This window comes from Paraburkholderia caledonica NBRC 102488, assembly GCF_000685095.1.
Taxonomy (GTDB): domain Bacteria; phylum Pseudomonadota; class Gammaproteobacteria; order Burkholderiales; family Burkholderiaceae; genus Paraburkholderia; species Paraburkholderia caledonica.
In genome coordinates, this window is sequence record NZ_BAYE01000017.1 from 1 (window position 1) to 13,343 (window position 13,343).

Here is a 13,343-nt window from a genome sequence, read left to right on the forward strand (position 1 = left end):
TCCCATCGACACAGGAGACTAATCGATGAGTTTGAAGCCGCTGTTCCGTTCGCTTTCCGTTGCCGCCGTGCTGGGCACGGGCATTATGGCCACCAGCCAGACGGCCCAGGCCGCCACCGAAATCCAGTTCTGGCACGCAATGGAAGCCGCTCTGGGCGAACGTCTGAACGATATCGCCAACGCGTTCAATGCGTCGCAATCCGATTACAAGATCGTGCCGGTGTTCAAGGGCACTTACGACCAGACGCTTGCCGCCGGTATCGCCGCTTACCGCAGCGGCAACGCGCCAGCTGTCCTGCAAGTCTACGAAGTCGGCACCGCGACCATGATGCAGGCGAAGAAGGCTGTCATTCCCGTATCGGAAGTGTTCAAGCAAGCCGGCGTGCCGCTCGTCGAGAAAGCGTTCGTGCCGACCATCGCCAGCTATTACAGCGACGCCAGAAGCGGCCAGCTGATCTCGATGCCGTTCAACAGCTCGACGCCGGTTCTCTACTACAACAAGGACGCGTTCAAGAAAGCCGGCCTCGATCCAAACCAGCCGCCGAAGACATGGGCCGAACTGCAGGTCGACGCGCAGAAGCTCAAAGCCTCCGGCATGGCGTGCGGCTATTCGTCGGGCTGGCAAAGCTGGATCCAGCTGGAGAACTACAGCGCGTGGCATGGCGCGCCGTTTGCGTCGAAGAACAATGGATTCGACGGCGCCGACGCGCAACTCGAATTCAACAAGCCGCTGCAGGTCGCGCACATCCAGTTCCTGCAGAACATGCAGAAGGAAGGCTCGTTCACCTACGTTGGCCGCAAGGACGAACCCGTCTCGAAGTTCTACAGCGGCGATTGCGGGATCATCACGAACTCGTCGGGCTCGCTTGCCACCATCAAGAAATACGCGAAGTTCAACTTCGGCACCGGCATGATGCCTTACGACGCAAACGTGAAGGGCGCGCCGCAGAACGCGATAATCGGCGGTGCGAGCTTGTGGGTGTTGGCGGGCAAGGACCCGGCTGTCTACAAGGGCGTGGCGAAATTCCTGTCGTATCTGTCGTCGGCGCCGGTTGCCGCCAAGTGGCATCAGGACACGGGATATCTGCCGGTCACGACCGCCGCTTATCAGTTGACGCAACAACAAGGCTTCTACGAGAAGAACCCGGGCAGCGACACGGCCATCAAGCAGATGCTCAACAAGCCGCCCCTGCCGTACACGAAGGGCCTGCGTTTGGGCAACATGCCGCAGATCCGCACGATCATCGACGAAGAGCTCGAACAGGTGTGGGCTGAGAAGAAAACGCCGCAACAGGCGCTCGACTCGGCGGTTTCGCGTGGCGACGAGTTGCTGCGGCGCTTCGAAAAAGCCGGCAGTTAAGCGCAGTATCGGCCTGCGCAGCTCATGCTGCTCATGTAACCCATGCAGCGTTATGGGCGAACAACCGCGACCCGGCGCAATAAAAGCATAAAGCCAGTCCGCAGGGTTTCGGCGCAATCGCGTCGAAACCCGCTTGCAGCAACCCTTGGGAATCTTCGATGGAAAAGCGCTCCCGCTTCGGCACCAGTTTGCTGCCCTACCTGCTCGTCGCGCCGCAACTGGCGATCACGGCGCTGTTTTTTCTGTGGCCCGCAGGCGAAGCGCTGTGGCAATCCACGCAAAGCCAGGACGCGTTCGGCACGTCGAGCGAATTTGTCGGGCTCGCCAACTTCCGCCAACTATTCGCCGATCCGCTCTACCTGTCATCGTTCAACACGACGCTGATTTTCTGTGCGCTCGTCACCGTTTCCGGCCTCGTCATTTCGCTGCTGCTGGCCGTCTGCGCCGACCGCGTCACGCGCGGCGCGAAGGCTTACCAGACGCTGCTGATCTGGCCGTACGCGGTCGCGCCGGCAATCGCGGCCGTGTTGTGGTCGTTTCTGTTCAACCCGAGTATCGGCCTGGTCACATTCGCGCTCGCAAAGTACGGCATCGTGTGGAATCACGCGCTCAATGCGGGACAGGCGATGTTTCTCGTCGTGCTAGCGTCGGTGTGGAAGCAGGTCAGCTATAACTTCCTCTTCTTCTATGCGGGCTTGCAGGCAATTCCGCGCTCGTTGATCGAAGCTGCGGCCATCGACGGCGCCGGTCCCGTGCGACGCTTCTTCGGCATCGCACTGCCGCTGTTGTCGCCGACCAGCTTCTTCCTGCTGGTCATCAACATCACCTACGCATTCTTCGACACGTTCCCCGTGATCGACGCAGCGACCGGCGGCGGTCCCGCGCAATCGACGCGCACGCTGATCTACAAGATTTTCGCGGAAGGCTTCCAGGGACTCGACATCGGCAGTTCCGGCGCGCAGTCGGTGGTTCTGATGGTGATCGTCGTCGCGTTGACGGTCGTGCAATTCCGCTTTATCGAACGCAGGGTTCAATACTCATGATCGAAAACCGCCGCGGTTTCGACCTCTTCTGCCACGCGGTGCTGATACTCGGCGTCGCGTTGGTGGTGTTTCCGGTCTACGTCGCGTTCTGCGCGGCGACCATGAGCGAGCACGAAGTGTTCACCGTGCCGCTCTCGCTGGTGCCGAGTTCGCATCTCTTCGAAAACGTCACGACGGTCTGGGCGCACGGCAGCGGGAACGCGGCGGCACCCTTCGGCCGCATGCTGTTCAACAGCCTCGTCATGGCGCTTGCCATCGCTATCGGCAAGATCGCCGTATCGATGATCTCCGCTTTCGCGATCGTGTTTTTCCGCTTTCCGTTTCGCAATCTGTCGTTCTGGCTGATCTTCATCACGTTGATGCTGCCGGTCGAAGTCCGCATTTTTCCGACCGTGCAAGTCGTCTCGTCGATGCACCTCAGCAATACCTATAGCGGCTTGACGTTGCCGCTGATCGCCTCGGCCACTGCCACGTTTCTCTTCCGTCAGTTCTTCATGACCTTGCCCGATGAGTTGATGGAAGCCGCGCGCATCGACGGTGCGGGCGCCATGCGCTTCTTCTGGGACGTCGTGCTGCCGCTGTCCAAAACCAACATGGCGGCGCTGTTCGTGATCACGTTCATTTACGGCTGGAATCAATATTTGTGGCCGATTCTGATTACGAGCCAGCAGTCGCTGACAACGGCCGTGGTCGGCATCAAGAGCATGATCGCGTCGGGCGACACCGCGACGGAATGGCATCTGGTGATGACGGCCACGCTGCTCGCCATGCTGCCGCCGCTCGCCGTCGTGCTGACCATGCAACGCTGGTTCGTGCGCGGACTCGTCGATGCGGAAAAATGAAAGCGCCTCGCCAGCGCATCAACGCATCAATGCACTGACGCCGCACAGGCAACAGACAAACGACACGAAACGAAGGACTAAAACCGCATGGCTGCACTGACACTGCAAGGCGTTAAAAAAACCTACGACGGCAAACAGTTTGTGTTGCACGGCATCGATGTCGACGTGAACGACGGCGAGTTCGTCGTGATGGTCGGGCCGTCGGGTTGCGGCAAATCCACATTGCTGCGGATGGTCGCGGGGCTCGAGCGGATCTCCGAAGGCACCATCTCGATCGCCGGCAAAGTGGTCAACGAGCTGGAGCCGAAAGACCGCAACATCGCGATGGTGTTTCAGAACTACGCGCTTTATCCGCATATGAGCGTGGCGGAAAACATGGGCTACGCGCTGAAGATCGCGGGCGTCGACCGGGCGCAGATCGCGCAGCGCGTGAACGCCGCCGCGCAGATTCTCGAACTCGAACCGCTGCTGCAACGCAAGCCGCGCGAGCTGTCGGGCGGACAGCGTCAACGCGTGGCAATGGGCCGCGCGATCGTGCGCGAACCCGCCGTGTTTCTGTTCGACGAACCGCTGTCCAATCTCGATGCGCGTCTGCGCGTGCAAATGCGGCTCGAAATCCAGCGGCTGCATGCGCGGCTCGCGACCACGAGCCTCTACGTGACGCACGATCAGATCGAAGCAATGACGCTGGCGCAACGTGTGATCGTGATGAACAAGGGTCACGCCGAACAGATCGGCGCGCCAACCGAAGTCTACGAGCGGCCCGCAACCGTGTTCGTCGCCGGCTTCATCGGTTCGCCTGGCATGAATCTGCTGGAAGGCCGCGTGTCCGACGACGGTTCGACTTTCGACATGGCGGGCAACGGTCCGCAGTTGCCGCTCGCCGGCGTCGCGTCGATTGGCCGCGAAGTCGCCAAAGGACGCGAGTGGACGCTCGGCATTCGTCCCGAGCACATGAGTCCGGAGCAGGCCGATGCGCCGCATACAACGCTCACTGTCGATTCATGCGAGCTGCTCGGCGCGGACAATCTCGCGCACGGACGGTGGGGCAAGCACGACGTGACAGTGCGATTGCCGCACGCGCACCGGCCGGCGGCCGGCGAAGCGCTGCAGGTCGCGCTGCCGACCCGGCATCTGCATTTCTTCGATCCGGCAAGCGGGCGGCGGGTGAACTGACAGACGCGGCCACAACAACAATACATAGAAATCATGCAATGCATTGGCTTGAAAGCCGCTCGCTGCGGCGTTGCAGTCGTGGCGGCGCTGCTGGTCGGCATGTCGCCGGCATTCGCGTATGTCGCGCCGGGCACGACGCCCAACGAAGCCGACCTCAGCAATCACAACACCTACACCAATCGCGACGGCAACACGGTCCATGCGCCGGCCCGGTCGCTGTCAGGCAAGGCGCCTGAAGGCGCGACGGCGCGCTGCCGCGACGGCAGCTACAGTTTCAGCCGGCATCACAGCGGCACATGCTCGCGACACGGCGGTGTAGCTAGCTGGCTGTAGATCGCACACAGCCTCGCAGCAACCCGCAACCGCGCATGCCTCACCGCCGCCGCGCGCTCATGCCGAAGTACAATGCCATCTGCACACGGCCCGCGCGCGGCCGTCGGTGAGCAGAACACTGCGCTGGACACCGCGCTCGACACCGCGCCGGCCAACGCCGGGCGCTCCGCCCGGCCATGACGTCGCCGTAACACCGCCGTGGCACCGGTTACCTATCCACCCGCGACTGCCCGCCCCCTCGCGGCCGGCGTCGCCAACGTCTCGCAAGCAAATGGCCCAATACGTCTTCACCATGAATCGGGTCGGCAAGATCGTGCCGCCCAAGCGTCAAATCCTGAAAGACATCTCGCTGTCCTTTTTTCCCGGCGCGAAAATCGGCCTGCTCGGCCTGAACGGTTCGGGCAAGTCGACGCTGATCCGCATCATGGCCGGTGTGGACAAGGACATCGAAGGCGAAGCTACGCCAATGCCGAACCTGAACATCGGCTATCTGCCGCAGGAACCTCAGCTCGACCCGAACAAGACGGTGCGCGAAACCGTTGAGGAAGGTCTCGGCGACGTGTTCAACGCGCAGAAGAAGCTCGACGAAATCTACGCGGCCTACGCGGAGCCCGACGCCGACTTCGACGCGCTCGCTGCCGAGCAGGCGAAGTACGAAGCGATTCTTGCGACAACCGACGGCGGCAGCGCCGAACAGCAGATCGAAATCGCCGCCGACGCGCTGCGCCTGCCGGCATGGGACGCGAAGATCGAACATCTGTCGGGCGGTGAAAAGCGCCGCGTCGCACTGTGCAAGCTGCTGCTCGAGAAACCCGACATGCTGTTGCTGGATGAGCCGACCAACCACCTCGACGCCGAATCGGTCGACTGGCTCGAACAGTTCCTCACGCGTTTTCCCGGCACCGTCGTCGCGGTCACGCACGATCGCTACTTCCTGGATAACGCGGCCGAGTGGATTCTCGAACTCGACCGCGGCCACGGTATTCCGTGGAAGGGCAACTACAGCAGTTGGCTCGATCAGAAAGAAGAACGCCTGAAGCAGGAAGAGTCGTCGGAATCGGCGCGTCAGAAGGCGATCAAGAAGGAACTGGAGTGGGTGCGGCAGAACCCGAAGGGCCGTCAGGCGAAGTCGAAGGCGCGTATCGCCCGCTTCGAGGAACTGAACAGTCAGGACTACCAGAAGCGCAACGAAACGCAGGAAATCTTCATTCCGGTCGGCGACCGCCTCGGCAATGAAGTGATCGAGTTCAAGAACGTCAGCAAGTCGTATGGCGACCGTTTGTTGCTCGATAACGTCAGCTTCAAGATTCCGGCGGGCGCGATCGTGGGCATCATCGGTCCGAACGGCGCGGGTAAGTCCACGCTGTTCCGCATGCTCACCGGCCGCGAAGAACCCGATTCGGGCGAGATCGTGAAAGGCCCGACCGTGAAGCTCGCTTACGTCGATCAAAGCCGTGACGCGCTGGACCCTTCGAAGACCGTGTTCGAAGAAATCTCCGGCGGTGCGGACGTGCTGACGGTCGGCAAGTATGAAACGCCGTCGCGCGCGTACATCGGCCGTTTCAACTTCAAGGGCGGTGATCAGCAGAAGATCGTCGGCAATCTGTCGGGCGGCGAGCGCGGCCGTTTGCATCTTGCGAAGACGCTGATCGCGGGCGGCAACGTGTTGCTGCTGGACGAACCGTCGAACGACCTCGACGTGGAAACGCTGCGCGCGCTCGAAGACGCATTGCTGGAATTCGCCGGCTCGGTGATGGTGATCTCGCACGATCGCTGGTTCCTCGACCGCATCGCCACGCACATTCTCGCATTCGAAGGCGATTCGCAAGTGACGTTCTTCGACGGCAATTACCAGGAGTACGAAGCGGACAAGCGCGCACGCCTTGGCGAAGAAGCCGCGCGTCCGAAACGTCTGCGTTACAAGCCGATTACGCGCTAAGACTCGCTGCGTAGAAAGTAGCTGCGGCCTGCTCGTCGGGAGACGGGCGGGTTGCTGCATGCAGGTTGCTTCATGCACGTCGCCTCTAACGGTTTGCGTCGGCAGTACTCCGATTCACCTGACTGCGAATATCGGCTCGATAGCAGCCGCAATCGCCACATGTCGGCGACGTGGCGACGGGGCACAGCCATTGCTCACCTGGGCGTGCTATATGTCGTTTCGCGCCACGCGTCCACGACGCGCGCATCCGTCACAGCCACGCCGCGCACACGGCACCGAGGAGCAAAGCATGGCAATGTCGAAGGGCAAACGCTGGATCGTTGCCGTGGGCAGCGTGCTGGTCGTGCTCGTTGTCATTGCGCTCGGTCTGCTGCAATACGCGCAGCGAGAAGTGAAAGAGCGCGTGGTGGCCGCGCTGGGTCCACTAGGCAGCGCGCAAAGCATCGACGTCGGGCTGACCTCGGTTCATCTCACCAACGTTCTGTTGAAGGCGCCGCCAGGCTGGCCGGCCGGCGATCCATTGAGAGCCGACGAAATCACTATTACCCCGGACATCCGCGACCTGCTCGCTCGGCGCATGCATGTTCGCAGTGTCGTCGTGCGCGGTTTCGATATGGCGGTGCTGCGTACTCAAACCGGTACGATCCGCCTGCTTCCGAATTTGCGACAGTCGGTCACGACCGTGAACGACGACGCGAGCGGTGCATCCGCGGGCGCAACGCCGCGCGAAAAACAGGTCGATCACATCAGCCTGGAGCAGGGGCGATTCCATTTCTACGACATGACCGTCGGTCCGCCCGCCTACAAGGTGACGGTAGGCAACGCAAACGCGACGGTCGACAACGTTCATCTGCCGGCCCTCACCGAGCCGACCAACGTCAGTGTCAGCGGCTCGATCAAAGGGCCGTCGCACACGGGCACGGTCACATTCGGCGGATGGATCAAGATTGCCAGCAAGGACTCGCAAACGACGAGCACCCTGCGCGGCGTCGACGTCGTGATGCTCGATCCTTATCTCGTCAAGAAAGCCGGGGCCGAGGCGCGAGTGACGGGCGGCACGGTCGATCTGAGCGTCGAGTCGTCGGTGCGTAACTATCAGTTGCATGCGCCGGGCACGATCACGGTTCACCAGCTGCAACTCGCGGACACCGGCAGTCCGCTCGACACCTTCATGTCGATTCCGACGAAGGCCGCGGTCGCCGCACTGAAGGCTCGCAACGGCGACATCACGCTGCACTTCGTGCTGGACGGCAACTTGCGGGATCCGAAATTCTCAGTGCAGGAAGGTTTGATGACTCGCATCGCCGCAGGATTCGCGAAAGCGCTGGGCGTCAGTGTGGAAGGGGTGGCAAAAGGCGCGGGAGAAACCGTGAAGGGCTTGGGTAATGCTTTGAAGAATTTGCTCGGGCAGTAGACTTCGCGCAACAAGAAGCGCGTTATCGTGAGCGCGAGGCGAGACCGACACCCGCGCGCTCACGGCAGCAAAGACGGGCTACACATGTCGCGCACTGCGTGACGCGCGAGCGACACTCGCCTCGTCAGACCGGCAAACCCAGTTCCCGCAGTTTCGCTTCTGTTTGCGCGGCGTTCGTGTGATGCACGCCATGCCAGCCGAGTGCGGTGGCGGCTGCGGCGTTCTTCGGGTTGTCGTCGATAAATACTAGTTCGCCCGGCTCGACGCCTGGTAGCTGCGCGTCGATCCGCTCGCGCATTGCCGAAAAAATCGCCGGATCGGGTTTCACCAGTCCCACGCGACCGGAGACGACGATGTCCCGAAAGCGCCGCAGCACCGGATAGTGCTCCCACGCATACGGAAACGTCTCAGCCGACCAGTTCGTCAGACCGAAAAGCGGGACCTCCGCGGCTTCGAGCTTTTCCATGATCGCTACGCCGTCTTCCAGCACGCCGGCCACCATCTCGTGCCAGCGTTCATAGAACGCGCGGATCAGCGCTTCGTGATCGGGAAACCGGGCGACGAGTTCTTCCGTCGCCTCGACGATCGGCTGACCGCCGTCCTGACGAATCACCCAATCCATCGAGCAGACGTGTGTCAGAAACCAGCGTCGCTCGGCTTCGTCGGCAATCAGTTGCCGGTAGAGATATTCGGGACTCCAGTCGATCAGCACGCCGCCGAAATCGAACACGACTGCCTTGATGGCCATGCGCTCTCCGTTAGCTATGCGGTTGCGGTTGCGGTTGCGGCGCTCACACCGGCTGGGTGCGCAGTTCGAGCCATGCCTTGGCGTCGCCCGAAACATGCGGCGACAGACGCGCGCGCACCGTCTCGTGATAGTCGTTCAGCCACGCGCGCTCGTCGTCGCGCAGCAGCGACAGGTCGAGGCAACGCGTGTCGATCGGGCAAAGCGTTAGCGTCTCGAATTTCAGGAAGTCGCCGAATTCCGTCTCGCCGGCGGGCACGTTCAGCACCAGGTTCTCGATGCGCACGCCCCACTTGCCCGGCCGGTAGATGCCCGGTTCGACCGAGGTGATCATGCCTTCTTCCATTGCCGTCCACGATTCGGCAGGCGCGTAGTGCGAGATCACTTGCGGGCCTTCGTGCACGTTCAGGAAATAGCCGACGCCATGACCGGTGCCGTGACCGTAGTCGGCGCCGGCTTCCCAGATCGGCGCGCGAGCGATTGCGTCGAGCATCGGCGAACGGATGCCGCGCGGGAACCTGGCACGCGACAATGCCATGGTGCCTTTCAGCACGATCGTGAAATCGCGCCGCTGTTCGTCGCTGACGGTGCCGACCGGCACGACGCGTGTGATGTCCGTCGTGCCGCTCAAATACTGCGCGCCGGAGTCGACCAGCAACAGGCCGTTGCCTTCGATCACTGCATGTGATTCGTTAGTGGCGCGATAGTGCGGCATTGCGCCGTTGGCGTTGAAGCCAGCAATGGTCGCAAAGCTCAGCGACACGAAGCCGGGACGACGCGCGCGCGCCGCCGTCAGACGTTCGTCGATAGTGAGCTCGGTGATGGTCTCACGGCCCAATGCGCCTTCGAACCACGCGAAGAATTCCGCGAGCGCGGCGCCGTCCTGCTCCATGGTCTCGCGCACGTGCCTGGCCTCTGCCTCGGTCTTGCGCGACTTGAAGAACGTGGACGGGTTGACTGCCTCGGCTACTTTTACCGTCGACGGCACCGATTGCAGCGAGCCATATGTAATGCGGCGCGGGTCGATGAGCAGCGTGCTGCCGCCGGGCAGCGCAGCGAGTGCCTCAGCGGCATTCGCATATGGCTCGACGCTGATGCCGTCGCGTGCAAGAGCCTCGGCGAGCGCCTGCGGCACCTTGCCGTCGGCAATGAAAAGCGACGCTCGGTTTTCGCCGATCAGCGCGTGCGCCACGAAGACCGGGTTATAGCTGACGTCGGCGCCCCGCAGATTCAGCAGCCACGCGAGGTCGTCGAGCGTGGAAATGAAGTGCCATTGCGCGCCCTTCTCCGCCATTGCCCGACGGACCTGCGCAAGCTTTTCCGAGCGCGCGACGCTTGCATGCGGCGCCGCGTGCTCGAACACGGCGGTAACCGGCAGCGTCGGACGCTGCGGCCAGATCGCGTCGAACAGATCGACGTCGGTGCGCAGCTTCACGCCGCGCGCCGTGAGCGCCTGGGTCAGGGCCCGCGCGGCCGCCACGCCGAGCACCGCGCCGTCCACGCCGACCGCGCTACCGGGCGCAACGTTCTGCGCGAGCCAATCGAAATGCGGCGCCGTTTGCTGGCCGCCCGTCATTTTCATGAGCTCAACGCCGGTGCCGGCGAGTTGCGCGTTGGCCTGCTCCCAATAGCGGCTGTCGGTCCAGACGCCTGCAAAGTCCGCAGTGACGACGAGCGTGCCCGCCGAGCCGGTGAACCCGGAAAGCCATTCCCGCCCCTGCCAACGTCCTGGCAAATATTCGGACAAATGCGGATCCGCCGATGGCACGAGGTAAGCAGCGACGCCTTCGCGCGCCATCGCGCTGCGCAACGTGGCAAGCCGTTCGGGGATGGGAGAGGTCTGGGGAAGTCGGGCGTTCATGGAAGTCACCTGCAAATATTCATCGACGGGAAAGCGAGCCGACCGTCACGGCAACGGCGATCATGGCGACGGCCGTGCAAACAGGCCATTCGAGCGTCTCACCGTCATGGAAAAGGCCAATCACATTGCCGGCCATGCGCGCGACGCTCGCGCCCACTATTCCGGCAAGCACGGCCACCCACAAGCGGGCGCGGCTAGAGCGGTTCAAGCGGCGCAGCGGATGCAACCACCACCCCGCGATACCGATTGCTGCCCCCAACACTACGATTCCGGGCCAGCCCATTAGCGACCGGTCTCGCGCAGTTTCGGATTTGTCTCATGGGCGCGAGGCTCGACGACAGCTAGCATTTTTGTCTCTTTCTAAAAAATCAGCACGGCGCTTTCCGCACAGCGGTTGAGTTTAGGGGTCGGGGTGACGTTAGGCAAGCTATAGGCCTTACGGAAAAGCTTGGTTCCCGGCCGTCGTCGAGCTCAACGCGCCCATGCGAATTGCCCTTATCGAGCCGGATACAAGTCACGCCAAACTGGTCACACGGCTTGTTTTCGCCGGCGGCCACGTGTGTCAGCACTTCACTACTAGCGTCCCTTTCCTTGCACAGGCTGCAGATCAGTTCTTCGATCTGCTGATCACCGAAAACTGGGCCGGCGATCATTCAGCCGAAGACGTAATCGCGCACGCCCGCGCGATCCTGCCGAGCCTGCCGGTTATCGTATTGATGACGGAGCCGCGCGAAAGCCAGATCGTCGCCGTGCTCCACGCAGGCGCCGACGACTGCGTGACCAAACCGGTCCGTGGACCCGAGATGCTCGCACGCGTAGACGCGCTGCTGCGGCGCGCGGGACTGCGCCGGCCGCCCAATCGCCGGCACGACGTGATTCGCGGGTATGCGTTCGACACTGGGAACTTCGCCGTGACCTTCCGTCATCGCACGGTCACGCTGACGCCGAAGGAATTCCGCTTCGCGCTGCTGCTGTTCTCCAATCTGTCGCGGCCCGTGTCGCGCGCGCACATCCTCGAAACGGTGTGGGCGCGCCGCCGCGACGTAAAGTCGCGCACCGTCGACACCCATGCGTCGCGCGTGAGGTCCAAGCTGGAACTGCGCCCAGAATTGGGCTACTCGCTAACGCCGCTCTACGGCTACGGCTACCAACTGGACGTATTCCCGCCGGAAGCGGTTGCCGCGCTCGGCTGAGCGCGCGTCACAATGTAAGAATCGTGAAAACGCTATAATATCGAGCTAAACCATAGCTCCCCAGAATGCAGCTCCTAACGATCGGAATCAATCACCACACTGCGCCTGTCGCCTTGCGCGAACGCGTGGCGTTTCCGCTCGAACAGATCAAGCCCGCACTGGACACTTTCAAAAGCGTCTGGCTTGGAGCCACGGCCCGCACCGCGCCTGAAGCTGCGATTCTGTCCACCTGCAATCGGACCGAACTCTATTGCGCGACCGACGACCAGGCCGTGCGCGAAGCCGCGATCCAGTGGCTGTCCCGCTATCACAACCTGCCCATCGGAGAACTTGCGCCGCACGTCTACGCGTTGCCGCAGTCCGAAGCCGTGCGCCACGCATTTCGGGTCGCCTCGGGCCTTGATTCAATGGTGTTGGGCGAGACGCAAATCGTCGGACAAATGAAGGACGCCGTCCGCACGGCATCTGAAGCCGGCGCGCTGGGCACCTATCTGAACCAGTTGTTCCAGCGCACGTTTGCCGTCGCGAAGGAAGTGCGGAGCACGACCGAGATCGGCGCGCAATCCGTTTCCATGGCCGCCGCCGCAGTCCGGCTGGCGCAGCGCATCTTCGACAAGGTGTCGAACCAGCGCGTGCTGTTCATCGGCGCCGGCGAAATGATCGAGTTGTGCGCCACGCACTTTGCCGCGCAGCAACCGCGCGAACTCGTGGTCGCCAACCGCACGGCTGAGCGCGGAACGCGGCTCGCCGAGCGCTTCAACGGACGCGCCATTCCGTTGTCCGACCTGCCGACTCGCATGCACGAGTTCGACATCATCGTGTCGTGCACGGCTTCCACGTTGCCGATCATCGGTCTCGGCGCAGTGGAGCGCGCGGTAAAAGCGCGTCGCCATCGGCCTATTTTCATGGTCGATCTGGCTGTTCCGCGCGACATCGAACCGGAAGTCGGCCAGCTCGAAGACGTGTTCCTGTACACCGTCGACGACCTCGGCGCGATCGTCCGCGAAGGCAATGCGTCGCGGCAGGCAGCCGTTGCGCAGGCCGAGGCGATCATTGAAACACGCGTGCAGAACTTCATGCAGTGGCTCGAAGCGCGCAGCATTGTGCCGGTGATCCGTCATATGCATACGCAAGCCGACGTGCTGCGCCGGGCCGAAGTCGAACGTGCGCAGAAAATGCTCGCGCGTGGCGACGATCCGGCCGCTGTGCTCGAAGCGCTTTCGCAAGCGCTCACCAACAAACTGATCCACGGTCCGACCCACGCGCTCAACCGCGCGAGCGGCGAGAACCGCGACACGCTCATCGAGTTGATGAGCGGGTTCTACAAACACTCCGGTTCCACGGAGCGTTAGCGGCGCGCATGCCGCCTGTCCGCGCCACCCGGAAGTGGCCCGCGACGTGCTTCTGCCCCAGGGCATCCGCCCACTTCCTAGTTGT

The 13,343-nt window shown here is 62.6% G+C and carries 12 protein-coding genes; 9 read left to right on the top strand and 3 right to left on the bottom strand.

From position 1 onward, the window contains the following. The first annotated feature begins 25 nt into the window (after positions 1-25). From ugpB to BCA01S_RS26005, 7 genes are all read left to right on the top strand, one after another. Positions 26-1,360 carry a sn-glycerol-3-phosphate ABC transporter substrate-binding protein UgpB gene (gene ugpB, locus BCA01S_RS25975; protein ID WP_027779431.1) on the top strand — a complete coding sequence of 445 codons (1,335 nt, stop codon included), beginning with the start codon at positions 26-28 and terminating at the stop codon, positions 1,358-1,360. Positions 1,361-1,518: 158 nt separating this feature from the next. Continuing rightward, a complete protein-coding gene (gene ugpA / locus BCA01S_RS25980) occupies positions 1,519-2,403 on the top strand; it encodes a sn-glycerol-3-phosphate ABC transporter permease UgpA (protein ID WP_027779432.1) in 885 nt (294 codons plus the stop codon). Then, positions 2,400-3,245, top strand: a complete 846-nt coding sequence (ugpE, locus tag BCA01S_RS25985) for a sn-glycerol-3-phosphate ABC transporter permease UgpE (RefSeq protein ID WP_027779433.1) — start codon at positions 2,400-2,402, stop codon at positions 3,243-3,245. Before ugpA ends, ugpE begins: the two co-directional genes overlap by 4 nt. Before the next feature lie 87 nt (positions 3,246-3,332). Continuing rightward, positions 3,333-4,421, top strand: coding sequence for a sn-glycerol-3-phosphate import ATP-binding protein UgpC (locus BCA01S_RS25990; RefSeq protein WP_027779434.1), 1,089 nt, complete (start codon positions 3,333-3,335; stop codon positions 4,419-4,421). A gap of 33 nt (positions 4,422-4,454) precedes the next feature. Then, on the top strand, positions 4,455-4,754 hold the full coding sequence (locus BCA01S_RS25995; RefSeq protein ID WP_027779435.1) for a DUF3761 domain-containing protein: 300 nt from the start codon (positions 4,455-4,457) through the stop codon (positions 4,752-4,754). 271 nt (positions 4,755-5,025) lie between these two features. Further along, positions 5,026-6,693 carry an energy-dependent translational throttle protein EttA gene (gene ettA, locus BCA01S_RS26000; protein WP_020070684.1) on the top strand — a complete coding sequence of 556 codons (1,668 nt, stop codon included), beginning with the start codon at positions 5,026-5,028 and terminating at the stop codon, positions 6,691-6,693. A 289-nt stretch (positions 6,694-6,982) separates the two neighbouring features. Continuing rightward, on the top strand, positions 6,983-8,107 hold the full coding sequence (locus BCA01S_RS26005; protein WP_027779436.1) for a DUF748 domain-containing protein: 1,125 nt from the start codon (positions 6,983-6,985) through the stop codon (positions 8,105-8,107). 124 nt (positions 8,108-8,231) lie between these two features. Here the strand turns inward: BCA01S_RS26005 and BCA01S_RS26010 are convergent, their stop codons facing one another. From BCA01S_RS26010 to BCA01S_RS26020, 3 genes are read right to left on the bottom strand one after another with little or no spacing between them, the layout of a single operon-like run. Continuing rightward, the gene (locus BCA01S_RS26010) at positions 8,232-8,855 is read right to left on the bottom strand and encodes an HAD family hydrolase (protein ID WP_027779437.1); all 624 of its coding nucleotides are present in this window, start codon (positions 8,853-8,855) and stop codon (positions 8,232-8,234) included. 43 nt (positions 8,856-8,898) lie between these two features. Then, entirely contained in the window at positions 8,899-10,713 is a 1,815-nt protein-coding gene (locus tag BCA01S_RS26015; protein ID WP_027779438.1) for an aminopeptidase P family protein, read from the bottom strand. A gap of 19 nt (positions 10,714-10,732) precedes the next feature. After that, positions 10,733-10,996: a hypothetical protein gene (locus BCA01S_RS26020; RefSeq protein WP_027779439.1), complete on the bottom strand. Its 264-nt coding sequence runs from the start codon at positions 10,994-10,996 to the stop codon at positions 10,733-10,735. 199 nt (positions 10,997-11,195) lie between these two features. Here BCA01S_RS26020 and BCA01S_RS26025 point away from each other — a divergent pair, with 199 nt between their 5' ends. Continuing rightward, the gene (locus tag BCA01S_RS26025) at positions 11,196-11,906 is read left to right on the top strand and encodes a response regulator transcription factor (protein ID WP_027779440.1); all 711 of its coding nucleotides are present in this window, start codon (positions 11,196-11,198) and stop codon (positions 11,904-11,906) included. 65 nt (positions 11,907-11,971) lie between these two features. After that, positions 11,972-13,258 carry a glutamyl-tRNA reductase gene (gene hemA, locus BCA01S_RS26030; protein ID WP_027779441.1) on the top strand — a complete coding sequence of 429 codons (1,287 nt, stop codon included), beginning with the start codon at positions 11,972-11,974 and terminating at the stop codon, positions 13,256-13,258. Positions 13,259-13,343 lie beyond the last annotated feature (85 nt).